The organism is Kitasatospora sp. NBC_01539 (genome assembly GCF_045040525.1).
Lineage (GTDB): Bacteria > Actinomycetota > Actinomycetes > Streptomycetales > Streptomycetaceae > Kitasatospora.
Map to the genome: position 1 here is coordinate 456,883 of NZ_CP109390.1, position 26,301 is coordinate 483,183.

The window sequence follows — 26,301 nt, forward strand, 5'->3', positions numbered from 1 at the left end:
ACGGATCCGGTCCGCCGGGTTCAGCAGGCGGCCTTGTAGATGTACTTGCTGACCGCGGGGTCGTCCATGTTCGCCTTGGTGATGGCCACCATCGTGGTGCCGATCTGCGCGGTCACCTCCTTCTTCTCGATGGCGGCGAGCGCCTGGTCGACCCCTTGGACGCCGATGCCGGCCGGGTCCTGGGCGACCAGGATGTCCAGGGTGCCGTTCTTCAGGGCGGTGATCTCGTCGGGCTCCGCGTCGAACGCGGCGACCTTGACCTTGCCCTGCCTGCCCGCGGCCTGCAGGCCGGTGGAGACGCCCTGCGCGGTGTTGGTGTTGCCCGCGAAGACCCCGCCGAGGTCGGGGTGCGCGGCCAGGGTGGCCTGGATCTGGGAGGCGGCCGTCGCGGGCAGGTCGTTGTCGTAGAGGACCGGGAGCAGCGTGATGGCGGGGTGGTTGGCCTTCATCTCCTCGGAGAAGCCCTTGATCCGGGCGTCCGTGGTGGACACGCCGGGCTTGACGCTGATCACGATGGCCGAGCCCTTGTCGCCCATCAGCTCGGCCAGGGCCTTGGCGGCGGTGCGGCCACCGGCCTCGTTGTCGGAGGAGATCCGGGAGACGCCGATGGACGTGTCGCTGACCGTGGTGTCGACCAGGACGACCTTGGTGCCGGAGTTCTGCAACTGCGACAGCGCCGGCGTGAGGGCCGCGGTGTCCACCGGGGAGATCAGCAGGCCGTCGGGGCGGGAGGCGGCGACCGAGTCGACGATCGGCCGCTGCACGGCGACGTCCCACTGCGCCGAACCGTCCACGGTGAGCTTGACCCCCCGCTTCTCGGCCTCCGCCTGGGCGGCGCACGCCATGGTGATGTAGAACGGGTCGCTCTTGACGCCGGTGATGAGCTTCAGCGTGGTGCCCTTGGAGCCGGCCGGGCCGCTGCCGCCGTCACTGCCACAGGCGGCGGTGCCGGCGACGACCAGGGCGAGGACGGCGCACGAGCGGGCGATCGTTCCGGGTCTGCTGGATCCGAGCATGGTGAACTTCCTTCTGAGGGAGGGAATCTGACGGAGAGGAGGAGAGGGAGGGAGGGAGGCCCCGGCGGGGACGCCGGCAGGGACGTCGGCGGGGGCGGAACGGGGCGCGGCGGCTTCAGCCCCGTTCGCGGCCGCGTCTGCGGAACTGGTCCAGGTAGACCGCCGCGACCAGGACGATGCCGATCGCGACGTCCTGCCAGTACTGCTGGACGTCCATGATGATCAGCCCGGTGGTGAGCACGGCGGGGATGAAGACGCCGATGACCGCGCCGAGCACGCTGCCGCGCCCGCCGAACAGGCTCGCCCCGCCGAGCACGACGGCGGTGATGACCTTCAGGTTGTCGGTGGAGTGCCCGGCGATCGAGGTGGTGCCGAAGTACGCCAGCCACATCACACTGCCGAGCCCGGAGAGCAGGCCGGTCAGTGCGTAGATCTTGACGAGGTGCCGGTCCACGTCGATGCCGACCCGGCGGGCGGCCTCCGGGTTGGAGCCGATGGCGTACGTGTACCGGCCGAACCGGGTGAAGGCGAGGATCAGGCCGAAAACGACGGTGGTGGCGAACGCGATGACGACAAGCCAGGGGACCTGGCCGAAGAGCTTGCCGAAGCCGACGCTGTGCTGGAGTTCGCTGGAGACGGCGCCGGTCGGGTCCTGGCCGCCGGTGATGATCTGGGCGATGCCGAGGGCGGCTCCGAAGCCTCCGAGGGTGACGATCAGCGGCGGGACCTTGGCCTTCGCCACCAGCCAGCCCTGCAGGGCGCCCCAGACCACGCCGGTGACCAGCGCGATCACGGTGGCCACTCCGATGGTGCCCCAGCCGGACTCCGCACCGCCGTGGTGGATGGTGTACTCCGCGGACAGCACGGCGGACAGCACCAGGACCGAACCCACGGAGAGGTCGATGCCGGCGACGACGATCACGTAGGTCATGCCGACGCCGAGCACCAGGTAGATGGCCGCGTTGGTGGCGATCTGGGTGATGTCGTAGCGGGTCAGGAAGGTGTCGGGCCGGGCGGCGGTGAAGAACGCGACGAGCAGGGCCAGGACGCCGAAGGTCCAGGCCTCGTTCACGGCGGCCAGGCGGCGCGCCCAGCCGGGTACGGCGGGTGCCGTCCGGGGCTTCGGCGGTGCGGTGGTCGTGTCCGCCGCCTCGTCTGGTACCTGGGTGCTCACGCGGCACCGTCCTTTCCGGTGGAGTGCTCTGCCGACGTGGTGCGGCCGGGCGAGCCGGTCCCTGCGGCTCCGTCGGGGCCGGGCAGCGGGTCCAGGGCGCCGGTCATCGCGCCGACGAGCTCCTCCACCGAGGCGTTCGCGGCGTTGAAGGACGCCACCCGCCGTCCCAGTCGCAGGACTTCGACCCGGTCGGCCACCGACAGGACCTCGGGCATGTTGTGGCTGATCAGCACCACGGATATGCCCCGGTCGCGGACCCGTCTGATGGTCTCCAGCACACGGCCGCGCTGGACCACGCCGAGTGCGGCGGTCGGTTCGTCCATGAAGATGATGCGGTTGGCGAAGGCGACCGCGCGGGCCACCGCGACGGACTGCCGCTGGCCGCCGGACAGGGACGCCACGGGCACGCCCACATCCCGCAGGTCGACGCCGAGTTCGGCGAACGCGGTGACGGCCGAGCGGCGCATGGCGGCATGGTCGAGGACCCCGAGCCGGCCGAGCAGCCCGGGGCGGTGGATCTCGCGGCCCAGGTGCAGGTTGGCCGCCGCGTCGAGGTCCTGGGCGAGCGCCAGGTCCTGGTAGACGGTCTCGACCCCGTAACGCCTGGCATCGAGCGGGCTGGTGAGCTCGACCGGTGCGCCGTCCACCAGGATCTGCCCGCCGTCGGGCCGGATGGTGCCGGACAGCGTCTTGACCAGGGTGCTCTTGCCTGCGCCGTTGTCTCCGATCAGCGCGACGACCTCGCCGGGGTAGGCGGTGAAGTCGGCGCCCTGGAGGGCATGGACCTGGCCGTAACGCTTGCTCACCTTCCGGGCTTCCAAAAGGGGTTCTGTCATCAGGGTGTCCTCCGGACGCGCCTTGGTAACGTTCACGCAAGTGACCGGAGTCTGCGGGCGCGGCCGACTGCCTGTCAATAGCCGTGCGGACAACCGATGCATCTCATAAGTCCTGCGCCACAAGCCGTATTTGATGTTGAATCAGAGGCTTGACGCACAATCGGCGGCGCGGAAACAATGCGTTCTGCTTGGTAACGTTCACATGGCTCGGAGCCATGACCGCACCCCTCCCCCGAGACCGCTCGCCGCCGCTCTCCCGCCGCGACCCGTCTCCAGCCGAAGGTGGTCCCCCGTGCTCTCACCCCTCCTCAGGTTCCGCGTCGCCGCGGTGGCCGGCAGCGTCCTGCTGGCCACCCTCGGCGTCGGCGGATTCGCCTCGACTCCGGCCCGCGCCGCAGCGGCCGACCTCACGCAGTACGTCGACCCGTTCATCGGCACCGACGACAGCAACGCGCCGAACCCCGTCGGCGGCGGTGCGGGCGGATCGACGTACCCGGGCGCCGTGGTGCCCTTCGGCGGCGTGCAGTTCAGCCCCGACACACCGACGGCCTCGCCGTCCGGCTACCGCAACTCCGACACCACGATCGAGGACTTCAGCCTCACCCACTTCGACGGGGCCGGCTGCCAGAACAACGAGGACCTGCCGCTGTTACCCGTGACCGGCGCCCTCGGCTCCTCCCCCGGCACCAACTGGACCGGCTACGCCTCGGGTTACACCAAGGCCAACGAGTCCGCGTCGCCCGGCTTCTACAAGAACCGGCTCGACAGGTACGCCACCTCGGTGGAGCTGACCGCGACCACCCGCACCGGCATGGGCAGGCTGACCTACCCGTCGTCGACCACCTCGCAGCTGCTGATCAACACCAGCCGCAGCGCCACCGGCAACCGCAACGGCTCGGTGAAGGTGAACGGTTCGGAGGTGACCGGAAGCGTCACCGCCGGTGGCTTCTGCGGCTCCTCGAAGACCTACCAGATCTACTTCGACATCCGCTTCGACCGCGCCCCGAGCGGCTTCGGCACCTGGTCGGGCGGCACGGTGAGCGCCGGCTCGACGAACACCTCGGGCACGAACACCGGCGCCTACGTCACCTTCGACACCACCGGCTCCCAGGCCGTGCAGTTCAAGGTGGCCCTGAGCTATGTGAGCATCGCCAACGCCCAGGCCGACCTGGTCGCCGAGAACAACGGCTGGGACTTCGGCGCCGTCCGTTCCGCCGCCGGCACCGCCTGGAACCAGATCCTCGACCGGGCCCGCGTCACCGGCGGCTCCACCACCGACCTGAAGAAGTTCTACACCTCGCTCTACCACGTCTTCCAGAGTCCCAACATCGCCAGCGACGTCAACGGCGACTACCGGGGCTTCGACGGAGCGGTCCACAACTCGTCACGACCGGTCTACCAGAACTACTCCGGCTGGGACATCTACCGCTCCTGGGCCGCGCTGATCGCCCTGATCGCGCCGACCGAGGCGTCCGACATCGCCAAGTCCATGGTGCTGGACGGCCAGCAGGGCGGCCTGCTGCCCAAGTGGTCGCAGCAGACCAACGAGGACTTCGTGATGACCGGCGACCCCGGGCCCATCATCGTCGGCAGCATGTACGCCTTCGGGACACGCGGCTTCGACACCGCGGCCGCACTGTCCCTGATGAAGAAGTCCTCCGAGGGCGGCACCACCCAGGGCTCGCCGATCCGCGGCCGCCAGTCGACGTACACCAGCCTGCACTACCTGCCCGGCTCCCCCTCGGACTCGATGGAGTACTCGGCCTCCGACTTCGCCGTCGCGCAGTTCGCCAAGGCCCTCGGCAACACCGCGGACTACTCCACCTACATGACCCGGGCGCAGTGGTGGCGCAACACCTACAGCGCCGAGTCGGGCTACACCCAGCCGCGCAACTCGGACGGCACCTGGACCTGGCCGCTGAACCCCGCCGCCCAGTCCAACTTCACCGAGGGCAACGCCGCCCAGTACACCTGGATGGTGCCCTACGACTTCGCCGACCTGATCAACGAGATGGGCGGCCGGCAGACCGCCGTGCAGCGACTCGACCACCACTTCACCCAGGTCAACGCCGGCCAGAGCCTGCCGTACTACTACATCGGCAACGAGCCCGAGCACGGCGTGCCGTGGGCGTACAACTACGCGCGCAACCCCGCCGGCGCGTCCGCTGCGGTCCGCAAGGTGATGACCGAGTCCTTCACCACCGGCGCCGGCGGGCTGCCGGGCAACGACGACCTGGGCGCGACCTCGGCCTGGTACGTCTGGGCGGCCCTCGGCCTCTACCCCTCGACGCCCGGTGCGGACACCCTGGCCGTGCACGGTCCGTCCTTCCCGTCCGTCCTGATCCAGCGCCCGGGCGGCAACATCACCATCAACTCAACGGGCAGCGGCTCCTACGTCCAGGGGCTGCAGGTCAACGGGACCGCCACCGGCCACAACTACCTGCGCTACCCCGACGTCGCGGCCGGCGCCACCCTGAACTTCACCATGGGCACTGCGCCCAGCGCGAGTTGGGGCACCGGCGCCTCGGACGTGCCGCCCTCCTTCCAGGACGGCGCAACGGCCGTACCCACCGCGCCGGAGCTCGGCGCCAACCTCGCCCAGGGCCGGCCCACCAGCTCGTCGGCCGCGTGCGCCACGGCGGAAGCGGGCGACAAGGCGGTCGACGCCACCCTGAAGAACAACAGCAAGTGGTGCTCGCAAGCCGCCGGTGCGACGCTCCAGGTCGACCTGGGATCGGCACAGACGGTCGCGTCCGTGGTCCTCAAGCACGCCGGACTCGGCGGCGAGAGCACCGGCTGGAACACCGGCGGGTTCCAGGTGCAGACCAGCACGGACGGCACGAACTGGTCCACCGCGGCCACCGTCACCGGTTCACGCTCCAGCCGCACCTACACCCCGTTCGCGGCGCGCAGCGCCCGCTACGTCCGGGTGGTCGTCACGACCGCCACCAACACCGCGGGCAACACCGTCGCCCGGATCTACGAACTGGAGGCGTACGCCTCCGGACCCGCCGCACCGGGCACCCAGGCCGCGCCGATCACCTCGGGGCTCAACACGGCCAAGTGCATGGACGACTACACCGCCTCGAACGCCAACGGCACCAAGATCGTCGTGTGGGACTGCAACGGATCGAGCGCCCAGCAGTGGACGCAGACCGGCAGCACCCTCCGGATCAACGGCAAGTGCCTCGACGTCACCGCGAGCGGCACCGCCAACGGCACCCTGGTCCAGCTGTGGGACTGCAACGGCACCACGGCCCAGCAGTGGAACCGGACCGGCGACACCCTGGTCAACCCCGCCTCCGGCCGCTGCCTCGACGTCCCCGGGTCCGACACCACCAACGGCGTCCAGCTCGACATCTGGGACTGCGACGGCGGCGCCAACCAGAAGTGGAACCTGACCGCCTCCGTGTAGGAGCGGTTGTCCCGGTGCCACCCGTCCCTTCCCGGGCGGGTGGCACCCGCCGTCCCGGCACCCACCAATCGACGGTGCCGGGCAGCGGTGGGCGGTGGTGGGCAACGGTGCACGGCGGTGGGCGGTGGCGGCGGGCTTCAGTGCAGGATGCTGACGGCGCGGGCGATGACCAGCAGCGAGGTGATCAGCGCGGCGACGCTCTCGATGCTCATCAGCACCTTGGCCCGGGTGGACAGCGGCATGGTGTCGGTCGGGCTGAACGCGGTGGAGTTGGTCACCGAGATGTAGAGGTAGTCCATCAGCGCGGGCACCCAGTCGGAGGAGATGCTGGCCCCGTCGGAGACCTCCTGCACCGCGTCGTCGTTCTCGTCCTGGGAGAAGCGGAAGTCCGCGAGCGGAAGTTCGCCTCGCGGGGCCTGGGTGCGCACGACGGGACCGCCGCGGTCCAGCTCCCAGTAGGCCAGGCCGAAGACGATGATGTCGGTGGCCCACACCTGCAGGGCGGCGATCAGCAGGGACCGGCCGTCCTTGACGTCGGTGGAGACCAGGGCGTGGACGAGCAGGCCGAGCGCGGTGAGGTTGCTGGCGCCGATGACGGCGACGAGCGCCAGCGACAGCACGCGCGAGACGCGGGTCTGGCGGGTGAGCCGGCGGGGGTTGACCGCGATCAGGGGGACGAGCAGGAGCAGTTCCAGCGCGGGCAGGACGAAGCGCGGGGCGACGAGGAGCTGCTCGGGCAGGGCCAGGTAGAGCAGCACGGCGACGAGCGTGGCCAGGACGGCAGGGAGCCTGGCTTCCCCGCGTCGCCCGTGCCGTGGGTGCCGCTGTCGGGTCTCGGTACGGGAGCGACCGGTGGGCATGGTCCGTGGTCCCCTTGTCCGGTATGTGTCGCGGCGCCGCGTGCCCGTTCCGGGCCGGTGCGTCCGGCGGATGCGGATGCGGATGCGGATGCGGCCGGGCCGGACGTCGCCGCGCCCGCCCTCCGGGAGGGCGGGCGCGGCGACGTCCGGGGAACTGCCCGGGCCCGCACGGGTCGTGGGGCGGACCGCGGGGAGCGCGGCCGGTCTACCAGCGGTACCAGCTGTGGCGGCGGCCGGAGGAGTGGGTGCCGCGGGCCACGAAGCCGACCAGCCAGACGACGAGCACGATCACGGCCACCCACCACAGGGCCTTGAGGGCGAATCCCGCACCGAAGAGGACGAGCGCCAGGAGGAGTACCAGTATCAGGGGAAGCATCGTGGGGCCTTTCGCTCGGTGACGCTGACGTGCGGGCGTCTGCCCTTCCGTCACCCGCTCATGCGCCGACGTACGGGAATCACCGGTCTGCCGACCGGCCCGGACCGGCCCGGAAGCGGCTGCCGACCGTCGGACGGTGTCCGTCTCCGTCGAGAAGCGCTGTCGCTCGACGTCGGCCCCGGCGGCCCCGGCGGACGGCCGAGCCACCACCGGGTCGGGCGCTCGTGTGTGGCAGGCGGTCGGGGAGGCCGGTGAGCCGTTCGACGCGGGGCACCGCCGGGGACGGGCGAGCTCCTGCCGACCGCACGGAACTCCCGGCAGGAGGCGCTGTTAGCCTGATCGACATGATCACGAGAGGGTCCGGGCCACAGGTGCCCGCCGGGCCGGATTCCGGTGCGCAGCGGGCCCTGATCTTCGCCAGTTTCGTCAGCAGGGTGGGCAACGGCCTCTTCAACACCGCTGCCGTCCTCTACTTCACGCTGGTGGTGCACCTGCCCGCCGCACAGGTGGGAGCGGGCCTGACGATCGCCGGCCTCTGCGGCCTGGCGGCCGGCATACCGGCGGGGAATCTGGCCGACCGGTACGGGCCACGCACGATCTGGCTGACGACCCTCGCCCTGCAGGCCGTCACGATGGCGGCGTTCGTCTTCATCGACAGCTGGCTCGCGTTCACGCTCGTTGCCACCCTGGACCGGCTGGCGGGCACGGCGAGCGGTGCCGCGGGCGGTGCGCTCGTCGCCAGGGCCGGCGGTGAACGCCCTGCCGCGTTCCGGGCCGGACTCCGCACGTTCGTCAATCTCGGCGTCGTCGTGGGCACCGTCGGCGCAGCCTTCGCCATCCAGATCGACACCCGTCCCGCCTACACCGTGCTGATCCTCGCCAACGCCGCCAGCTTCGCCTGCGCCGGACTGATCGTGTTCACCGGTGTCCCGAACTACCGGCCGCTGCCCCGGCCCGAGGGGCACCGTCAGTGGTCCGTCCTGGCGGACCGGCCGTACGTGTCCTTCGTCGCGCTCTACAGCGCCATGGGCCTGCAGTACCAGACCGTCTCCCTCCTGGTTCCGATCTGGCTCAGTGCCCACACCGACGCACCGCGCTGGACCGTGGCAGCGGTCTACGCGATCAACAGCGGCGTCTGCGTGGTGCTGCAGCGCCGGCTCGGCGCCACGGTGGAAACCCCCCGGCAGGGTGGCCGTGCCTTCCGCCGCGCCGGGCTCCTGTTCCTCGTCAGCTGCCCGTTGATGGCCCTGACGGCCGACGTGCCCGCGTGGGTCGCGCCGGCACTCGCCGTCCTGGCCGTGTGCGTCCACAGCGTCGGGGAGGTGTGGGAGTCCTCGGCGAGCTTCGCGCTCGGCTTCGGCCTCGCACCCGACCATGCCCAGGGGCAGTACCAGGGCCTCTTCGGCATCGGCTTCGACGCGGGCCAGGCCCTCGCCCCCGTGGTCCTGACCGGAGCGGTCCTCGCGCTCGGACGGACGGGATGGCTCCTCCTCGGCGTGTTCTTCGCATGCCTGGGCGCCGCGGGACCTCCGGTGGCCGCCTGGGCCGAGCGCACCCGCTCCGGGCAGCCGGGCGCGGAAGCCCCCGCGGAACGCCGGCACGCCGGATCCCCGCTGCTGGAGGCCGACTAGGGTCTGCGGCGGAAGCACTGGTGCGGTCCGGCGGCGGGTTGCCGGAGAGCGGGGCTCCGGGCAGGATCCCGTACATGGTCTCGGTGGTGCAGAACGTGGCGGTCGACTGTGCGGATGCCCATGAGCTGGCTCGGTTCTGGAGCGGGGCGCTCGGATGTCCGCTGCATCCGGAGAGCAGGCCGGGCGACCCGGAGACCGCCGTGATCCTGCCGGAGGGCCCGATGCTGTACTTCAACCAGGTGCCGGAGCCGAAGACGGTCAAGAACCGGATTCACCTGTGCCTGCGCCCCGAGACCTCGCGCGAGGAGGAGGTCGGGCGACTGCTGGGCCTCGGCGCCACCTTCGTCGCCGATCACCGGGAACCCGATGGTGCCGGCTGGGCCGTCCTCGCCGACCCTGAAGGCAATGAGTTCTGCGTTCTGCGCAGCGCGGCCGAGAGGGCGGCGATGTCCGCCTGAGGCTCACCCGCTCACCGACCGGGTGAGCCTCAGGCGAGCTCGGTGGCGGACTCGGTGGCGGGGGCGGCCGCCGCGCGGTCTCCGGGTTCGCACGACCCGGTGATCACGCGGTGGCCGCCTCCGTCACGGCTCCCGTCCCCGTGTCAGCCGGTGGCGAGCTGGAAGGACTGGGCGCCGGTGCCGTTGCAGGTCCACTGCTGGACGAGGGCTCCGTCCGCGGTGGAGGCGCCGGGGATGTCCAGGCACTTGCCGCTGCTGCGGGAGACGAAGTGGTAGGCGCCGTCGGACTGGCGCACCGGCTGCCACTGCTGGTTGGCGCCGGAGTTGCGGGCCCAGGTGGTGAGCTTGGTCCCGTCGGCCGTCGAGGAGTTCGGGAGGTCGACGACCTGCTGGTTGCCGGCCGCGTTGCGGTTGGTGATCACGTAGTAGCCGCTGTCGGTGGCGCTGAACTGCCACTGCTGGTTGGCCTGGCCGTTCCCGCAGGACCACTGCAGGATCGGGGTGCCGTTGGCCGTCCCGGCACCCGACGCGTCCACGCACTTGCCCGAGTTCGCGTTGACCAGCCGGTACCAGGCCGAGGTGTCCACCTGGCCGGAGGGGGCCGAGCCCCCGAGCGGGTCGAGGGTGATGGAGGCCTGCTGCGGGTTGCCGTCGTGCACCAGCGACTCGTGGTTGCCGACGTCGTCGAAGGCGAAGGCGTAGGCGTTGCCGTCGGCCATCTGCGCGTGCAGGGCACGGGCGTAGTGGTTGGTGACGGCGTCCTGGTAGAAGCCCGCGGCGCTGCTGTCGGGCTGGTTGGGGTTGGTGAGCAGGGTGGAGCGGTTGTACCCGGCGCACAGCGTGCGGGAGATCGGGCCGCGCACGAGGTCGTTGGGTGCGTCGAGGAGCTTGTAGCAGCCGAAGATGCTGTCCGAGTCGGGCTTCTGGAAGGAGGTGACGACCGCCCCGGAGCTGTTGGTGAAGTTCATGGTGTTGCCGGAGACCCGTCCGAAGTACTTCGTGTTCGGCTGGTCGGTGAAGGGCGTGACCGTCAGCGTCGAGCTGCTGTACTTCGACCACACGCGGTTGACGTAGTCGTCCATCACGGTGCTCGGCAGGGCGCCGGACTCGATGCCGTGGCCGGGGTTGACGGCGCGCAGCACCGTGCCGTCCGAGCGCGTCTGGATGAGGCCGGCCCAGCCGCCGGGCTGGTTCCGCAGGGAGTTGAAGAAGGCGTTGTAACCGCCCTGCTTCAGCTGGCCGGTGGACTTGGTGCTGCCGTCGCCCGCCTTGACGCCCACGGTGTACGGGAGCGAGAACATGTCGACCTGGGTGCTGTTGATCCACAGCCCGGAGTCGTTGAGGGTGTACTCGGTCCAGTCGAAGAGGATGTTGTGGTTCGGATCGCTCGGGTTCTGCACGGCGGGCTGCACGAGTCCCCCCGTGGTCAGGCTGAAGACGAGCTTCTGACCGAAGGAGAAGTAGATCCGGCCGGAGAACTTCGGGATCCGGATCGTGGCGGTCTGGCCGTTCGCCGGCCCGGCGATCGACGCGTCCGGTGCCGGGGTCGGGGGGTTGCCGCCGGCCGGCCAGGCGTGGAAGGTGCCGCTGCCGTCGGCCCAGCCCTGCCGGCCCGTGGACAGCTGGGTGCCCAGGTCGTAGATGTAGAGCGGCTCGCTGCGCCCGGAGTTGTTGGTGAAGGTCAGCGGGATGGTGTCAGGTACCGCCGCGTCGGCGGGGGTGGCGATGAGCGCGGTCATTCCTGCGGCGGTGGTTGCTGCGGCGAGGAACAACGCCAGTGACTTCCGTGCCATGAGCACGTGTCTCCTCGTGGTGGGGGATTTTTTGGACCCAGGGCGTGCGGGCGCGTGACGACACCGAGGGGGATGTCGACGGCGCCCGGCCGGCCTGCGTGCCCGTCCGGCGCTGAGGGGGAGTCGGAAAGGCCTGAACCGCTCTGAGAGCGCTCTCAGCATCACGCTCCGACCGTGCTCTGTCAACGTCTGGGCCAAAGCAGCGGCCGCCACCGACCGTACGGAGGCGGCCCGTTGCCCACCTCCGCACTCCATCGACCTGTGCTGCCAGCAGCATTGACATACGCACAGGCCGGCGTTCCGATGTCGACGAGCGCCCCGGCGCGGGCCGCGGTGCCGCGTGTGACGGGCACGACCGCGTCACGGGGCCGGGAGGCGGGAAGGGCCGGACGGAGCGGGGCTCGGGGGCCGCAACCGTCGGAGTGGGGGTCCCGCGGGGCTCGGCGCGGTGCACGAGGGGCCGGGAAGGGCGTCAGGACGCCCGGACGTGCAGGCCTGCGGACGTGCAGGCGCGCAGACGTGCAGGCGCGCGCGAACGTGCAGGCGCGCGAACGCGGCCGAGGACGGACGCAACAGGGCCGGCGCCCCTGCGGGTGATCCGCAGGGGCGCCGGCCTGCGCGGCACCGGGCCCCGATCGGCCGTCCCCGACGCCCTGCGGCCGCCGGCCGTCTCGCACGGGAGCGGTGCGGTGTCGGGTCGTTGCCGGGAAACAGCCGGAAGCAGCCGGGAAGCAGCCGGGCCGGGTGCGGCGCGGGAGGTCAGCCGCGCAGGATCGCCTCCACCTGCTGGAACTCCTGCTCGCTCAGCGGCCCGAACGCGAGGGTGCCGAGGTTCTCCTCCACCTGGGCGACCGTGCGGCAGCCCGGGATCGGGATCGTGGCAGGGCTGCGCGCCAGCAGCCAGGAGAGCGCTCCCTGGGCCAGGGTGCGGCCGCCGGAGGTGAGGACGTCGCGCACCGTGTCGATCCGGGCCAGCTGTTCCTTGCTGCCGGCACCGCCGCTGAAGTAGGTCAGCCACTCGTAGCCCTGGCCGCGCACGTCCTGCGCGCCGACGGACCGTCCGTCGTGGTACTTGCCGGAGAGCAGTCCCATGGCGAGCGGACCGCGGGCGATGCTCGCCTGGTCGAGGGCCTCGCACACCGCGACGACCTCGGCGGCGTCGTGGAGCGCGGAGTGGTCGTGCTGGATCGCGGTGCAGCCCACCCCGGCCTTGGCGAACGCCTCGGCGCTCGCGGCGTCGTCGGTGCTCCAGCCGTACGCCCGGATCTTGCCCGCCGTGACGAGTTCGTCGAGCACGGGGACGAGGTCGAGCGCGACCGGTACGGGCGCGCCGCCCAGGTGGAACTGGTAGAGGTCGACGTAGTCGGTGCCCAGCCGGCGCAGGCTGCCGTCGAGGCAGGACCGCAGGTACTCGGGGCTGGCGTCCTCGGCTCCGGCCTCACGGGTGGCCTCGTCGAACGTGTAACCCCACTTCGTGGCGATCACGACATCGTCGCGGTGGCCTGCGAGTGCCCGGCCGAGGACGACCTCGCTGTGGCCCGCACCGTAGTTGCTCGCGGTGTCGAAGAACGTGGCGCCGAGTTCGTGGGCCCGGCGGAGCGCGGCGACGGACTCGTCGTCGTCGGTCGGCCCCCAGCCGAACTGCTCGGTGCCGGCGTGCAACGGCCCGCCCACCGCCCAGCAGCCCACCCCCACCGCGCTGACCTCGATGCCGCTGCGGCCGAGTGTGCGTGTCATGCCGTACTTCCCTTCGTGGTGCTGATCCAGAGCTCCTGGGCGTCGTGGTCGGAGAGACCCCGACTGTCCCGGAAGCGGTATCGGGCGAGGTGTACCGCCGGGTCGTGGTACGTGTAGTCGAGCCGCCACAGCCCCAGACCGCGGGCGTCCCAGGAGGTCGGGTACAGCCCGCCGCCGGTGGGCTGGCCGCGCAGCAGGATCCCGTCGAGACGGGACAGTTCACCCATCGCGGGGGTGGTGTTGAAGTCCCCGGCGACCAGCCGCGGCGCCGGGTTGCCGGCCAGGTCGTCCGTGAGTGCGGCCCAGGCGGCGGAGCGCCGTTCGGCCTGGGTCCGTACCTTCCCGAGGAACGCCGGGGTGAACACGCCGGACGAGGTGTCCAGTTGCACGGGGATGTGCGCGTTGTACAGGGAGACGACCTGGTCACCGGCCCGGATGTCCGTCCGGAGCGTCTTGGCGCGCCAGAACTCGGGGAAGTCCGAACCGGCCGGTGTCGACGCGTACCAGCGGGTGTTGTCCAGGGCCCTGCTGGCCGTGATCGGCAGCCGGGAGAGCGTCAGCAGTTCCCCGTCCGTCGCGATCGAGTAGCCGGGGAACTCGGCGTGCAGCCGGGCGGTGTCGTCGAGGCGTACCGGTGTGTCGTCGTTCCAGTTCAGGTATTCCTGGAGCAGGTAGACGTCGGCGTCGAACGCGTGCAGGTAGGCGTAGAACGCGCCGGGGTCCTCGTCCTGGTCCCAGTACTGGGTGTTCCAGGCGACGACGTGCAGCGCCCCGGCCGGCACGGGTGCCGACCCCCGGCCGAAGGCGTCGACGTTCAGTCCGGACTGTCCTGCGCCCAGGGCGAGGGACGCCACGCCCGCGGCGACGGGAGCCCACCGCCGCGGATCGCGGCGCGCCCCCACCACGCCGAGGACCGCCGGGACGCCGAGCAGCACCGGTACCGCCACCAGCAGCAGCGGCGGGGCCAGGTCGGGCAGCAGCATCGGCCACCAGCGACCGGACAGGACGGTGTGCAGGACGACGCAGGCGAGCCAGACGAAGGAGAGGACCGCGCCGACCCGCACCGCACGCCTTCTCATCCGACGGCCTCCGGCACGGGCGCGTCGTAGAGGCGGCGGAACCGCGGGGAGCCCAGCCAGTGTGCGGCGCCGGCGAGCGCTCCCGCCGCAATGGTCACGTTGACCACCCAGTGCACGGCCGTGAAGTAGGCCGCGAAGATCCATCCGCGTCGCTGTGCCACGAAGCGGTACATCCCCGCATCGGTGCCCAGCGACACACCCAGCGCCAGCACGACGGCGATCAGCGCGTATCCGCTGAGGAGGGCCACGGGCAGGAGTGCCAGCGAGGCCAGCGCGGCCAGGCTGCCGCCCGCCCGCGACGAGGTTTCGAAGCCCCGCGCGAACTTCCGGCGGCCGACGTACAGCGGCACGCGGGCGTGCGCGCGCCGGAAGAGCTTGCGCAGCAGCGGCACGAGTACGGCGTCGTGGTCGTGCCGCGAGCGGATCAGCGGTGTGAGCAGCAGCCGGTGACGCTGGGTCAGCCGGTTGCCGTAGTCGACCTCCTCGGTGTGGCGCAACTGCTCGTTGAACGGTCCGATCTCGTCGAGGACGGTGCGGCGGATCGCGCAGGAGGCCGGGAAGAGGAAGGAGATGAACCCGGCCGAGCTGGCCGACCAGTAGTGGTACTGGAGGCCGCGGTACTCCTTGACGAGGCCGTCGCGGATCAGCGGTTCGGGGTCGTGGATGCCGCACACGCCGCCGAGTTCGGGGTCGTCCTGGAGGAGGCGCACGGCGTGCGCGACCGCGTCGGGGGCGAGGGCGACGTCGGAGTCGACGAAGAAGCAGACCTCGCCGTTGGACCGGGCGATGCCGAGGTTGCGGGCACCCGCGACCCCGAGGTTGCGGGGGGTGTGGAGCACGGTGACGCCGAGCGAGCGGGCGATCTCCACGGAGTTGTCGGTGCTGCCGTCGTCGACCATGATCAGCTCGATCCGGTCGTACGTCTGGTCGAGGATCGCGCGCAGGCACAGCCCGAGCGAGGTCGCGTAGTTGTAGTTCGGCACGATGACCGAGACGAGCGGCCCGTCCGCGGCGGCCGGGTTCAGCGGGTCGCTCATCACGCGCTCCTCGGGGTTGCGGCGAGCGGGGCGTCGTACGTCTGCCGGAAGTGCGCCGACAGTGCCCACTGCCCCAGGCCGGCGAAGACGGCGAGGGCGACCGTGACGTTCACCAGGAACCACACGGCGGTGAAGTACAGGGCGAACCAGAAGCCCTTGTGCTGCACCACCAGCCTGTACATCCCGGCGTCGAAGACGATCGAGACGACGAGGAGGACCACCGGGAGGGCGAGGGCCCAGGGGCCGGCCAGGGCCGCGGCCGGTGCGGTGAGCACGGCGGCGAGGGCGGCCAGGGTGGCCCAGCCGCGCAGGCCGTTGGTCGGGCCACCGGAGAAGTCGGGCCGCCGCAGGTAGAGCGGGATGTGCATGCGGGCCCGGTGGAACATCTTGGTGAGCAGCACGCGCAGCGTGTCGTCGTGGTCGTGGCGGCCGTGCACCGTCTCGCTGAGCACGATCCGGTAGCGGCTGGACAGCCGGTGCCCGTAGTCGGCGTTCTCGCTGTGGCGCAGGGCGGGGTCGAACGGCCCGACCTCGGCCCAGACGTCGTTGCGCACCGCGAAGAGGGCGGTGTACACGGTCGAGATGTCGCCCTGTCCGCCGTGGATCCAGGCGTAGAGCTGGAGGCTGCGCACCTCCTCGACGAGGCTGTCGCGGATGAGGGGTTCGGCGTCGTAGGTGCCGCAGACCCCGCCGACGGCCGGGTCGCCGGAGAGCAGTTCGACCGCGTTGGCCACCGCGTCCGGTGCGAGCGCGACGTCCGAGTCGAGGAAGAACAGCACCTCCCCGCGGGCCCCCTGGGCGCCGAGGTTGCGGGCCGCGGGCGCGCCGATGTTGGTCGGGGTGACGGTGACGTCGGCCCCGTACTCGTGGGCGATCCGCACCGAGTCGTCGGTGCTGCGGTCGTCGACCACGATCAGCTCGATGTTCGGGTAGCTCTGCGCGCGTACCGACTCGAGGCACAGGCGCAGCGTCCGGGCGTAGTTGTAGTTGGGGATGATCACTGACACGAGGGGTGGCGTGATCGGGTCAATTTTCGTCGTCATGTCAGACTCGTGGCGGTCGAGGCGGGCAGGGAGTGGTGCGCGGCGTAGAGCGCCGTCAGGAAGGCGAGGGCGAAGGCGGCCATGCAGATCAGCAGCGTCCGGTCGCGCAGCAGGATCCGTACCGGGTCGGCCCCGCCGCGCTCGACGACGAGGACCTGCAGGTAGCGGAAGAGGCCGAACAGGGTGAAGGGCGCGGAGATGAGGACCGCGTGGGTGGAGAACTGGCCCAGCGGGGCGTCGCGCCAGAGGTACAGCAGTGTGGAGAGGATCGTGACGACCATGCAGATGACGAGCATCTGGTCGATGAGTTGTGCGGTGTAGCCGCGCAGGGCGGGCCGGCTCTCCCGGCCGTCGGTGATCAGTTCGTGGCGGCGCTTGCCGAGGACCAGGACGAGGCAGACGGCGAGGACGGCGGTCAGCAGCCACTGCGAGGGGTCCTCGCCGACGGCGAGGTAGCCGGCGACCAGGCGTAACTGGAAGCCGATGGCGACGATGAACGCGTCGACGAGCGGTACGTGCTTGAGGCCGGCGCTGTACCCGATGTTGAGCCCGAGGTAGGCCACGACCGGCCACCAGCGGGTGGGCGGGCTTGTCGCGAGGAGGGCCGTGAGGACGCCGAGGCAGACGGCGAGCAGGGCGATCGCGGTGGGCATGCCGACCCGCCCGGAGGCGAGCGGACGGTTGCGCTTGACCGGGTGCCTGCGGTCGTTGTCGCGGTCCGCGACGTCGTTGCCGATGTACACCGCCCCCGACGCGATCACGAACACGACGGTGATCCAGAGCAGTTGCCAGGCCGCGTGCACCGTCCACACGCTCGCCGTGGCGCCGACCAGCGCCATGCTGTAGACGTTCTTGGCCCACTGGCCGGGGCGCAGCAGCGCGATGACGTCGCGGGGGTGGGGGCGGCGGGACGAGGTGTCGGGTCCGGACGGGGGCGGGGGCAGTTCGGACCGGGCTGGTGGCGGCACGGGCAGGGGTGACGGTGCGGGGGGGCTGGTGGATTCGCTGACCAGTGGGTTGGGTATCACGACGAACCTCCTCGGGGAAAGGTCGAACGCGCTCAGAAGAAGACCTTCGCGGCGGCGAGCACGCCCTGCCGCCACGGTTGCTGGCTGGTGTTGCCGCTGGTGGCCGACTTCGTGTCCGTGCCGCGCCACCACTCGTAGGACCGCAGCAGCGCATCCCGGGTGGAGTAGCGGGGGCTGAAGCCGAGCCCGGTGGCGGCGCGTTCGACGCTGACGTAGGAGTCGCCGCGCAGTTTGTGGAGAAGGCGTCCGTAGACGGGGGAGAGTCCGGCGCGCTGGAGTGCGCCCAGCAGGGCGACGGCCGGTGCGGCGGGGACGGAGACGACACGGCGGCCGTGTCCGGCGGCGTCCAGGATCGCCTGGAACTGCTCGCGGACGGTGCCGAACCGGGTGGCGGCGAGGTTGTAGGTGTCGTTGGCGGCTTCGGGTTCGGCGTGGACGGCCGCGAGGACGCCGTCCACGAGGTCCTCGACGGCGAGCATCTGCGTGAGGACGTTGCCGCTGCCCAGCACGGGGAAGTTGCGGCCCTCCTCGGCCCATTCGAAGAGCATGGCGAACAGGCCCATGCGGCCCGGCCCGAGGAAGGTCTTGGGCCTCAGGATGCTGACGCAGTGCCCCTTGGCCCGGAACTCCTCGGCGACGACCTCGGCGTCCGCCTTGGCGCGGCTGTAGTCGTCGGTGGGCTCGCGCGGGTACTCCTCCGTGGTCGGCACGACCGACGGCAGTCCGTAGACGGCGGTCGAGCTCACGTGCACGATCCGCTCGGTGCCGAGGGCGGCCGCCGCCCCGAACACCCCCCGGGCGCCGTCCACGATGATCGAGCGGATCTGCTCCCGCGGGTAGCTGGGCAGCGCCGCCGCGGTGTGGATCACGACGTCGGGCTTGGTCCTGGCCAGCGCGGCGCCGATGGCGGCGTCGTCCCTGACGTCGGCGACGCTCCACTCCAGGCGCTCGTGCGGGTCGGAGCCGTACTCCCGGATGTCGAGGCCGTGCACGTGGTGGCCGTCGGCCAGCAGCCGGGCCGTGAGGTGGCTGCCCAGCATGCCGGCGGCGCCGGTGACGGCGATGGTGCGGGGGGACGCGCCGTTCACCACAGCGTGCTCACCTTCTCCGCCAGCAGGCGGGTGACCAGCTTGGTCAGGCCCTGGGCGAGGACGGCGTCGAGCGCGGCCAGCGCGTGATCCACGTCGTCGGAGGAGGCCACCAGCGGCGGTCCGAAGACCAGCGGGTTGAGGCCGTTGAGGGTGTAGTACGCGTAGACGTCGTGGTCCCGGTAGAGGGCGTTGACCACGGCGGAGGTGACCAGCTTCGCCCGGAAGCGGGGGTCCTTGGCGAGGCCGCCCGGGGCCATCCGGGCGATCAGGTCGAGCACCTTGGGGCCGCCGTCGATGAAGATGCCCCACAGCGCGCCGGCGCCGGCGACCTCGCTGATCGCGTGCGGGTACTGGGCGGCGATGCGGCGCAGCCCTGGTTCAAGCTGTGCCTCGATCGCCCGGGCCCGGGCCGGGAAGTCGTCCTCGACGGCGACGTTGATGGCCTCGATGGCGGTGGCGCACTCCTCGCCGAAGCCGTAGTACGTCGTGGACGTGGACTGCAGCAGCGCGTCGTGCATGTTGTCGTACGCCTTGCGGAAGATCGGGTCCCTGGCCACGTACGCGGACACCGAACTCTTGCCGCCGCCGAACGACTTGGAGGTCGTCAGCACGTCGGGGACGAGTCCGTCGTAGCGCATGAAGTAGAACAGGGATCCGGTCTTGCCCCAGCCCGTGTAGATCTCGTCGAAGATCAGCACGATGTCGTGGCGGGTGCACAACTCGCGCACCCCGCGCAGGAATTCCTCCGAGCACCAGCGCAGGGTCGAGGCGCTGAACGGCTCGATGAGCAGGGCGTACACGTCGCCCTTGTGCCGCTCGATGAGTGCGGCGACGCTGTCGAGGTCGTCGTAGACGAAGGTGTCGATGCCGGGGATGGTCGGGAACTCGAAGTGGTTCTGCGAGCCCGCGGTGAGCCCGCCGGAGCCGAGGAGCTTGCCGTGGAAGCTGATGTCGGCCCGCAGCACCGTCTTCCGCGTGCCGCCGTGGTACTTGAAGGCCAGCTTGACCGCGCCCTCGACGGCCTCGGCGCCGGAGTTCGGCAGGAACGACATGTTGAGGTCGCCGGGCAGGACCGTCGCCAGGTTGTGGCTGAGCGCCGCCAGGTAGGGCGAGAAGTACGTCTTGTGCACCTCCATGCGCTGCTGCTCGGCGAAGCGCTGCCGTGCGGCGAGGATGCGCGGGTGGTTGTGCCCGTGGCTGAGTACCCCGACGCCTCCGGTGAAGTCCAGGATGCGGCGGCCGTCGCGCTGGTAGATGTGGGCGCCCTCGGCCCGTTCGACGAGCTCCCGGCCGAAGCCGAAGGAGGTCATCAGGCCGACCTGGCTCTTGTTGACGTAGCGCCGGTACAGGCGGTGGACCTCGCCGACGTCCAGTGCCTCCGCATCCTCAATGGACATCAATGTCGACATGCGATACCTCGATTCTGGTGCGGACGATGTCGCCGAAGCAGACGACCAGGGCGGTCGCGACCTCGGTGACCAGACAGATCAGGCGACTGGCGAGCACGGCGACGCCGATGGCGGTGGCGGGCAGCACGGGTGCGAGGACCAGGGCGAGCAGCACCTCGCGCACCCCGGCGCCGTCGGGGACGAACACCGCGTAGGAGCCGACCACCATCGCGAGGGCGAAACCGCCGACCGCGGCCGGCAGGGCGCGCAGCGGGTCGGCGCCCAGCACCACCGCCAGCAGCCACAGGTGGAGCCCCGACACCGCCCAGCAGACGAGTTGCACGGTCACCGCCGTACGCAGCCGCCGGTCGACGTCCGTGGGGATGGTCAGCGGCCGCCGGACCAGCCGGGACGCCCAGACCATCGGCGCGGCGATCCAGCGCGGCCAGGCCAGCCCCGCCACGAGCACGCAGGCCGGCAGGGCCAGCCAGCCGGCGCCCACGCCCAGACTCGGCGCGATCAGCGTGGCGACGACGAGACCGGTCACGGTCACCACGGCGAGGCTCAGGCCGAAGGTGGCGGTCATCGCGGCCGGTCGCACGCCCACGCTGTCGGCCAGGCGCATCTGGGCGAGCAGGGTCCACACCCGGCCGGGGATGTACTTGCCGAGGAAGCTGACGAAGTACAGCCGGCTCGCCGGCCGGGCGGGCACCGGCCCGGCCAGCCCGGTGAGCAGCTCGCGCCAGGCCACCATGCCCAGGCCGATGCCGGCCACGTTGACCAGCAGGGCGGCGATCAGCCAGGGCATCGCGTGCGGGGTCAGCAGCTCGCGGGCCCCGCTCCACTGCGCCCCGTGCAACGCGAAGGCGATGCCGGCCGCAGCACAGACCCCGTAGCCGACGGCGAGGCAGCGTCGCAGTGCGCGCTTGCTCATCGCGGCACCGCGGCGTTCGGCCGCGGGGGCGTGCCCGGGCGGCGCCCCCGCCCGACCGGCAGCGCACCCGTCACCGCGCCGACGACCAGGACGACCAGCACGGCCGTCTGGGCGAGGAGGAAGAACCCCAGGTACGGCCAGCCGCGCTCACGGCGGACGAAGGCCAGCAGCCCGGGATCGGCCAGCAGGGCGCAGACGAGCGCGGCCGCGGCCACCGCACCGAACACCGGCCACCCGCCGGTGACCAGCGCCGCGAGGGGCATGAGGGCCAGCGCGCCCAGGGCCGCGGCGGTCGCCGCCACCGCGACCGGCCGCTGGCCGGTCAGCGTCGGCGCCTCGGCCTCGGGCGGCTCCGCCCGGCCCGGGCGGCGCTCGGCCCGCGCCATCGGCACCAGCAGCCGGCTGCGCCGGAACTGCTCCCCCAGCACCGCGCGCCACCGGTCCGCGTCGTCGTGGCGGCCGGCGACCGCGTCGGTCAGCCGGATCGCGCACAGCGGCCGCAGCCGGATGCTCAACTCGATGTCCTCACCGTCACGCAGGGCCTCGTCGAAGCCACCCGCGCGCTCCAGGACCTCGCGGCGGATCGCCCCCAGGGCGAACAGGGCCGTGCCGACCCGCCCCACGCTGCGCCGGCGCCAGTAGTGGTTGCTGAGGATCTTGTAGTGCTCCAGCGGCCCGTCGTCGATCAGCGGCGTGGTCTCGTAGATGCCGTGGACGCAGCCGACCTCCGGCTCGGCGTCGAGGACCGCGAGGGCCTCCGCGAGCGCGTCCGGCGCCAGCGCCACGTCGGCGTCCACGTAGAACAGCACCGCTCCCGTGGTCTCCGCCGCCCCGCGGTTGCGGGCCGCCGAGACACCCCGGTTGCGGGGCTGACCGACCACCCGAACCCCGGCTGCCGCGGCAACGGCCGTACTGGTGTCCGTACTTGCGTCGTCGACGACGACGACCTCGCCGGGGGCGACCGTCTGTGCGGCAATGGCCGCAAGGCAGGCGGGCAGCGTGCGAGCGGCGTTGAAGCACGGTACGACCACCGAGACCGTCGGCGGCATGGTTCCTCCCCTCCATGGCGGGGGTGAGGCTTGTCCGGGTCGCTATCCTCACTCCCCATGGGAGCGCTTCCACAGCAGACTCGTACGTTCACGGTGACCCCCGTGGCACCGGATCTTTTATATCCACCGCGTTCGCAGGCCCCCCGGTCCAATCCCCGGCCAAACGAACGATCCAATCTGGCGTGGGACGTCTTTCTCGACCTCGACGCCCAGCCGCACGGCAGCCTCCGGGAACGGCTCACGGCAGCACTGCGCGCCGCGATCCGCGCCGGACGGCTCGCCCCCGGAGCCGTCCTGCCTCCCAGCCGCAACCTCGCCGTCGAGTTGCGCTGCTCGCGCTGGGCGGTCACCGAGGCCTACAACCAACTGGCCGTCGAGGGACACCTGGAGGCGCGGCAGGGGTCCGCGACCCGGGTCTGCGCCCCCACTCCGCAGGCCACCGAATCCAGCACCCCGGCGCCCGCCCCGGTCCGCTACGACCTGGCCCCGGGCCGGCCCGACCTGCGCGCCTTCCCGAACCGGCGCTGGCTCGAAGCCCTTCGCAGCACCATGGTGACCGGTGCGCTCACCGACCTCGCGTACCCCCAGGTCGGGGGCAACCCCACCCTGCGCGAACTGATCGCCGACTACCTGCGCCGGAGCCGCGGCGCCCACGCCGGGGCGGCCGACGTGGTGATCACCAACGGCGTGACCGGCGGTGTGGCCCGCGCCTGCTGGGCCCTGCGCAACGCCGGCATCACCGCCCTGGCGGTCGAGGACCCCGGCCGGCCGCAACTGCGGAAGGTCGCGGCCACGCAGGGGCTGGAGGTGGTCGGCATCCCCGTCGACGACGAGGGACTCCGGGTGGACCACCTCGCCCGGCATCCGGGGCTGCGCGCCGTCCTCGTCACCCCGGCCCACCAACTCCCCTCCGGGGCCGCCATGTCGTCCGCCCGCCGGGCCGCGCTGCTGTCCTGGGCGCACGCGGCGGACGCCCTCGTGCTGGAGGACGACTCCTACGCGCCCTTCCGCTACGGCGGACGCCCCGCCCGTACGCTGCAGAGCCTCGATCCCGACCGGGTCCTGCTGCTCGGCTCGACCAGCACCACCCTCGCCCCCGCCATCGGGATCGGCTGGCTCCTCTGCCCGCGCGCGTGGGCCCCGCAGCTCACCGCCGCCTGCTTCCCCCCGCCGTCCGGGCTGATCCAGGCGACGCTGGCCCGCTTCCTGGAGACGGGCGCGTACGACCGGCACCTGCTCACCAGCCGCAACCGCTACCGGGCCCGCCGCACCGAACTCGTCGAACACCTCGCCGCAGCCCTGCCCGAAGCCCGGATCGGCGGGGCCGACGCCGGCCTGCACCTGGTCGCCCACCTGCCGGCGCGCATCAAGTCGGCGGCGGTCGTGCGCAGCCTCAACCGCGACGGGGTCCGGATCTCCGACCTGGACACCTACCGCATCCGGCCCGACCCGCAAGCACCCGGCCTGGTCATCGGCTACGGCAACCTGCCCGACGCGGCCGTGGAGGGTGCGGTCGAGCGGATCGCCGCGGTGGTGCGAATTGGTCTGCCGATCCGGCACCGAATTGGTCTGCCGACCGAGCGGCCCCGCACATAGGTTCGTTCGCTATGACAGGAGACGCACCCGCCGGAGGGCGCCGGCAGCGCGCAGCGCCGGTCGTCTGGGCGGCCTGCGCCGCCGGCTGGCTGGCCTTCACCCTCGCGCACCTGCTGCTCAGCGGCCGGGCCTGGTGGTGGGTGCTGCCCGACCTGCTGCCACCGCCGGTGTACGTCCTGGCGCCCCTCCTGATCCTGGTGGCCTGGTGCGCCGTGTACGCGGCGCGCCGGCCGCCCGTCGGCTGGGGCGCCCGCACCGCGCTGGCCTGCGCGGTCGCCGCGCTCGCCCTGGGTGCGCAGGGCTCGGGACTCAACCTCGCCGCGCTGACGAACGACCCGTCGACACCGCCGACCGGATCCGTGCGCATCGCCTCCTGGGACACGCTGTTCTGGCACCAGGACGAGGACCCCGACCGCTTCTTCGCCTACCTGAAATCGCTGGACGCGGACGTCTACCTGCTCCAGGAATACATGGTCCAGGGCGACGACGGGCCGGACCCGGTCGACGACACCGCACGGCTGCGCACCGAGTTCCCCGGGTACACCCTGGCGAGCCGCGGTGAACTGCTCACCCTGAGCCGCCTGCCGATCGTCGGTGAAGAGGTCCTGACGGCGAGCCCGATGACGCCGCTGTCACCGTGGGCCGACTACTGGGACGCGCGCGTGCTGCGTACCGACCTGCTCGTCGCAGGACAGAAGGTCAGCGTCTACAACGTGCACATCGCGGACCCCTTCGACCTCGGGCAGTCGCCGCTGACCCGCCACTTCTACACCTCGATCCACCAACTGGCCGCCTACCGCTCGGCCCAGTGGCGGGTGCTCGGCGCCGACATCCGGGACAACCCCGACCCCGTGGTCGTCTCCGGCACCCTCAACACCCTGCCCAACATGGGCGAACTGCGCCACCTCGCACCGCTGCGCGACGCCGTGGCGGCCGGCACCTCGGTGTACCCGGTGTCGTTCGCCCTGCGGGGGGCCTGGCTGTGGCGGCTGGATGCGACCTACACCTCGGCGGACGTCCACGTCAGCGGATACGAGCTGCACGACCCGTCCGGACTCTCCACCCACAAGGCCCAGGTGACGACCATCGACCTCGGGACCTGAAAGCCGCGGGCCGTCAGGCCGGCGGCCGGAGGGTCCGCCCGCCGACCGGACGGCCCCGGCCTTTTGGGAGCGCTCCCAGCGCTGCCCGGAAACACCCATCTCCGGTGCACCGCGGGGGAGATGGGGAGTTACGACGTCAGCGGGCGGCCCGAACCGCCGAGCACCCGGAAGAGGCTGAACTTCACGTCCCTCTCCCCCGCTATCGCGCTGCTCCAGCTGTGAGTTCACTCCCCGCATGAACAACTCCCCTCCCATCGAAGGGTGTTGCAGAGCCGCGCCGTGACGCGCCGGGTAGCGTGATGGGAGCGCTCCCCCATTGCGTTGAACGCACCCTGCGGCGTCGGACCGCCCCGCGAAACCCGGGACCCGGACCTGGGCCTGGACCCGGACCTGGGCCTGGACCCGGACCTGGGCCTGGGCCTGGACACCTGTTCAGTATCCGATGGCCTCGCGGAGGAGCAGCACGGTGCCGCGTCCCGGGTAGGGCTCCGCGTTGAGGACGAGCAGGCGGTTGACGGCGCTGGGCATCCCGTAGACGGCCCGGGCGCGGGCGTTCTCCAGCGGGAGGGCGTGTTCCTCGACGCGGCGCAGTGCCGTGGCCAGGTCGGGCACCACCTTCTGGGCGCCCACGATCCAGACCGCGTGGGCGGCGCCGCCGGCGTTGGCGGGGAGCTGGCTGCCGCTGCCCGAGGCGAGGACGAGCGAGCCGGTCTCGGTGACCGCGGCGACGCTGTTGACGACGTAGTCGGGGCCGGCGAGCAGCCGTCGGATCTCGTCGGCGCCGGTGGCACGGTCGAGGGCCAGGACGCGCGGCCGGACGGCGTCGTACCGGCCGCCGGTGTTGACGTCCTCGTCGATGCCGGACAGGCGGAGGGTCTCGCTGGCTCCGGTGAGCACGCCGGCGCCCTCGGGGATCAGGTCCCTGATGCGGGCGCGCGCGGCTGCGGCGTCGTCGAGGATCTCGGCGGCGAAGCCGTTGGCCCGCAGCGCGGCGGCCACCCGCTCCAGTCGATCGGCCGGTGCGGGGTCGGCGAAGGACGCGGCGGGAGCCGGGGCGGCGGCGGGAGCCTGGGCGGCCAGGGCGGCCGACACGTCGGTCCCGGAGCCCCGCGCGGAGTGGGGCGCCGCGCCTGCCAGCGGGGAGGTGTCGAGGTACCTGATCTCGTACACCCGCTCGGCGAACCTCCAGCCCTCCGCGGTGCGCCGGTAGCGGTCGTGGTAGACGGCGTGGTTCAGGCCCTGGCGGCCGTCGAGGGTGCGCGCGAGTTCGTGCATGTAGGCGCGGCCGGTCGCGGTGTCGCCGTCGAGCAGGATCGTGCCCGGGTGTGTGGTCTGCACGAAGAAGTCCCACCGGCTCTGCAGCCGCTCGCCCCCGGCACGGATCTCCTCGCGGCCGACGAACTCGGCGGGGACGTCGGGCATCCGCAGGACGCCGTCCGGGGTGAACAGCGACGCCAGCCGGAGCCGGTCGCGCATCATCGCCGCGTCGGTGAACTCGCCCCGCAGTGCCTCGATCTCCACGCGGTCCGCGACGGCCCTGAAGTCGTTCATCGGAGTTCCCTCTCCTCGTGTCGTCGTCCTCACCGGTACGACAGCGCAGCCCCGCGGAATGTGAGGCGGCGCGTCGGCCTCACATTCCGGTGCACCGTTCTGTCGT

Annotated in this window: 21 protein-coding genes and 1 pseudogene; 5 read left to right on the plus strand and 17 right to left on the minus strand. The window is 71.8% G+C overall.

The window, feature by feature from the left end; genetic code table 11:
* Positions 1-20 precede the first annotated feature (20 nt).
* The 3 genes from OG335_RS01885 to OG335_RS01895 all read right to left on the minus strand — a co-directional run bounded on the left by OG335_RS01885 (position 21) and on the right by OG335_RS01895 (position 3,026).
* A complete protein-coding gene (locus OG335_RS01885; protein WP_405009184.1) occupies positions 21-1,016 on the minus strand; it encodes an ABC transporter substrate-binding protein in 996 nt (331 codons plus the stop codon).
* Positions 1,017-1,131: 115 nt separating this feature from the next.
* Positions 1,132-2,190 carry an ABC transporter permease gene (locus OG335_RS01890; RefSeq protein ID WP_405009185.1) on the minus strand — a complete coding sequence of 353 codons (1,059 nt, stop codon included), beginning with the start codon at positions 2,188-2,190 and terminating at the stop codon, positions 1,132-1,134.
* Positions 2,187-3,026 carry an ATP-binding cassette domain-containing protein gene (locus OG335_RS01895; RefSeq protein WP_405009186.1) on the minus strand — a complete coding sequence of 280 codons (840 nt, stop codon included), beginning with the start codon at positions 3,024-3,026 and terminating at the stop codon, positions 2,187-2,189. The genes OG335_RS01890 and OG335_RS01895 overlap by 4 nt, the downstream gene beginning before the upstream one ends.
* Positions 3,027-3,318: 292 nt before the next feature.
* On the opposite strand from OG335_RS01895, the gene OG335_RS01900 reads away from it, so the two are divergent.
* Positions 3,319-6,441 carry a GH92 family glycosyl hydrolase gene (locus tag OG335_RS01900; protein ID WP_405009187.1) on the plus strand — a complete coding sequence of 1,041 codons (3,123 nt, stop codon included), beginning with the start codon at positions 3,319-3,321 and terminating at the stop codon, positions 6,439-6,441.
* Between the two features lie 137 nt (positions 6,442-6,578).
* On the opposite strand, the gene OG335_RS01905 is transcribed toward OG335_RS01900, so the two are convergent.
* Positions 6,579-7,199, minus strand: coding sequence for a hypothetical protein (locus OG335_RS01905; RefSeq protein ID WP_405009188.1), 621 nt, complete (start codon positions 7,197-7,199; stop codon positions 6,579-6,581).
* 307 nt (positions 7,200-7,506) lie between these two features.
* Complete coding sequence (locus OG335_RS01910; RefSeq protein WP_405009189.1) at positions 7,507-7,677, minus strand: hydrophobic protein; 171 nt, start codon at positions 7,675-7,677, stop codon at positions 7,507-7,509.
* Between the two features lie 344 nt (positions 7,678-8,021).
* Between OG335_RS01910 and OG335_RS01915 the strand changes: the two genes are divergently transcribed.
* Together OG335_RS01915 and OG335_RS01920 are read left to right on the plus strand one after the other, a co-directional pair.
* Positions 8,022-9,308 (plus strand): MFS transporter, encoded by a 1,287-nt coding sequence (locus OG335_RS01915; protein WP_405009190.1) that lies wholly within the window; start codon positions 8,022-8,024, stop codon positions 9,306-9,308.
* Between the two features lie 74 nt (positions 9,309-9,382).
* Complete coding sequence (locus tag OG335_RS01920; protein ID WP_405009191.1) at positions 9,383-9,766, plus strand: VOC family protein; 384 nt, start codon at positions 9,383-9,385, stop codon at positions 9,764-9,766.
* Positions 9,767-9,909: 143 nt separating this feature from the next.
* Here OG335_RS01920 and OG335_RS01925 read toward each other — a convergent pair whose 3' ends face one another.
* The 11 genes and pseudogenes from OG335_RS01925 to OG335_RS01975 form a co-directional block, all read right to left on the minus strand.
* Entirely contained in the window at positions 9,910-10,353 is a 444-nt protein-coding gene (locus OG335_RS01925; protein ID WP_405015285.1) for an RICIN domain-containing protein, read from the minus strand.
* A 27-nt stretch (positions 10,354-10,380) separates the two neighbouring features.
* Positions 10,381-11,559 (minus strand): annotated as a pseudogene (locus OG335_RS01930) (glycoside hydrolase family 64 protein); the annotation flags it as partial.
* Positions 11,560-12,318: 759 nt separating this feature from the next.
* On the minus strand, positions 12,319-13,296 hold the full coding sequence (locus OG335_RS01935; RefSeq protein WP_405009192.1) for an aldo/keto reductase: 978 nt from the start codon (positions 13,294-13,296) through the stop codon (positions 12,319-12,321).
* Entirely contained in the window at positions 13,293-14,375 is a 1,083-nt protein-coding gene (locus OG335_RS01940; RefSeq protein WP_405009193.1) for an endonuclease/exonuclease/phosphatase family protein, read from the minus strand. Before OG335_RS01940 ends, OG335_RS01935 begins: the two co-directional genes overlap by 4 nt.
* The gene (locus OG335_RS01945; protein WP_405009194.1) at positions 14,372-15,412 is read right to left on the minus strand and encodes a glycosyltransferase family 2 protein; all 1,041 of its coding nucleotides are present in this window, start codon (positions 15,410-15,412) and stop codon (positions 14,372-14,374) included. Before OG335_RS01945 ends, OG335_RS01940 begins: the two co-directional genes overlap by 4 nt.
* Positions 15,412-16,455: a glycosyltransferase family 2 protein gene (locus OG335_RS01950; RefSeq protein WP_405009195.1), complete on the minus strand. Its 1,044-nt coding sequence runs from the start codon at positions 16,453-16,455 to the stop codon at positions 15,412-15,414. Before OG335_RS01950 ends, OG335_RS01945 begins: the two co-directional genes overlap by 1 nt.
* A complete protein-coding gene (locus OG335_RS01955; protein WP_405009196.1) occupies positions 16,452-17,483 on the minus strand; it encodes a UbiA prenyltransferase family protein in 1,032 nt (343 codons plus the stop codon). The genes OG335_RS01950 and OG335_RS01955 overlap by 4 nt, the downstream gene beginning before the upstream one ends.
* 32 nt (positions 17,484-17,515) lie before the next feature.
* Entirely contained in the window at positions 17,516-18,571 is a 1,056-nt protein-coding gene (locus OG335_RS01960; RefSeq protein ID WP_405009197.1) for an NAD-dependent epimerase/dehydratase family protein, read from the minus strand.
* Entirely contained in the window at positions 18,568-19,971 is a 1,404-nt protein-coding gene (locus OG335_RS01965; RefSeq protein WP_405009198.1) for an aspartate aminotransferase family protein, read from the minus strand. Before OG335_RS01965 ends, OG335_RS01960 begins: the two co-directional genes overlap by 4 nt.
* Complete coding sequence (locus OG335_RS01970) at positions 19,961-20,896, minus strand: lysylphosphatidylglycerol synthase domain-containing protein (RefSeq protein WP_405009199.1); 936 nt, start codon at positions 20,894-20,896, stop codon at positions 19,961-19,963. Before OG335_RS01970 ends, OG335_RS01965 begins: the two co-directional genes overlap by 11 nt.
* Positions 20,893-21,945: a glycosyltransferase family 2 protein gene (locus tag OG335_RS01975; RefSeq protein WP_405009200.1), complete on the minus strand. Its 1,053-nt coding sequence runs from the start codon at positions 21,943-21,945 to the stop codon at positions 20,893-20,895. The genes OG335_RS01970 and OG335_RS01975 overlap by 4 nt, the downstream gene beginning before the upstream one ends.
* 57 nt (positions 21,946-22,002) lie before the next feature.
* Between OG335_RS01975 and OG335_RS01980 the strand changes: the two genes are divergently transcribed.
* Together OG335_RS01980 and OG335_RS01985 are read left to right on the plus strand one after the other, a co-directional pair.
* A complete protein-coding gene (locus tag OG335_RS01980) occupies positions 22,003-23,541 on the plus strand; it encodes a PLP-dependent aminotransferase family protein (RefSeq protein ID WP_405009201.1) in 1,539 nt (512 codons plus the stop codon).
* An 11-nt stretch (positions 23,542-23,552) separates the two neighbouring features.
* The gene (locus OG335_RS01985; RefSeq protein ID WP_405009202.1) at positions 23,553-24,644 is read left to right on the plus strand and encodes an endonuclease/exonuclease/phosphatase family protein; all 1,092 of its coding nucleotides are present in this window, start codon (positions 23,553-23,555) and stop codon (positions 24,642-24,644) included.
* 432 nt (positions 24,645-25,076) lie between these two features.
* On the opposite strand, the gene OG335_RS01990 is transcribed toward OG335_RS01985, so the two are convergent.
* Positions 25,077-26,195, minus strand: a complete 1,119-nt coding sequence (locus tag OG335_RS01990; RefSeq protein WP_405009203.1) for an LUD domain-containing protein — start codon at positions 26,193-26,195, stop codon at positions 25,077-25,079.
* Between the last annotated feature and the right edge of the window lie 106 nt (positions 26,196-26,301).

Coding starts and splice junctions, on each gene's coding strand:
- OG335_RS01885 (WP_405009184.1), bottom strand. CDS start 1,016: ATGCTCGGATCCAGCAGACCCGGAACGATCGCCCGCTCGTGCGCCGTC.
- OG335_RS01895 (WP_405009186.1), bottom strand. CDS start 3,026: ATGACAGAACCCCTTTTGGAAGCCCGGAAGGTGAGCAAGCGTTACGGC.
- OG335_RS01910 (WP_405009189.1), bottom strand. CDS start 7,677: ATGCTTCCCCTGATACTGGTACTCCTCCTGGCGCTCGTCCTCTTCGGT.
- OG335_RS01915 (WP_405009190.1), top strand. CDS start 8,022: ATGATCACGAGAGGGTCCGGGCCACAGGTGCCCGCCGGGCCGGATTCC.
- OG335_RS01920 (WP_405009191.1), top strand. CDS start 9,383: ATGGTCTCGGTGGTGCAGAACGTGGCGGTCGACTGTGCGGATGCCCAT.
- OG335_RS01935 (WP_405009192.1), bottom strand. CDS start 13,296: ATGACACGCACACTCGGCCGCAGCGGCATCGAGGTCAGCGCGGTGGGG.
- OG335_RS01940 (WP_405009193.1), bottom strand. CDS start 14,375: ATGAGAAGGCGTGCGGTGCGGGTCGGCGCGGTCCTCTCCTTCGTCTGG.
- OG335_RS01945 (WP_405009194.1), bottom strand. CDS start 15,412: ATGAGCGACCCGCTGAACCCGGCCGCCGCGGACGGGCCGCTCGTCTCG.
- OG335_RS01950 (WP_405009195.1), bottom strand. CDS start 16,455: ATGACGACGAAAATTGACCCGATCACGCCACCCCTCGTGTCAGTGATC.
- OG335_RS01965 (WP_405009198.1), bottom strand. CDS start 19,971: ATGTCCATTGAGGATGCGGAGGCACTGGACGTCGGCGAGGTCCACCGC.
- OG335_RS01970 (WP_405009199.1), bottom strand. CDS start 20,896: ATGAGCAAGCGCGCACTGCGACGCTGCCTCGCCGTCGGCTACGGGGTC.
- OG335_RS01975 (WP_405009200.1), bottom strand. CDS start 21,945: ATGCCGCCGACGGTCTCGGTGGTCGTACCGTGCTTCAACGCCGCTCGC.
- OG335_RS01980 (WP_405009201.1), top strand. CDS start 22,003: ATGGGAGCGCTTCCACAGCAGACTCGTACGTTCACGGTGACCCCCGTG.
- OG335_RS01985 (WP_405009202.1), top strand. CDS start 23,553: ATGACAGGAGACGCACCCGCCGGAGGGCGCCGGCAGCGCGCAGCGCCG.
- OG335_RS01990 (WP_405009203.1), bottom strand. CDS start 26,195: ATGAACGACTTCAGGGCCGTCGCGGACCGCGTGGAGATCGAGGCACTG.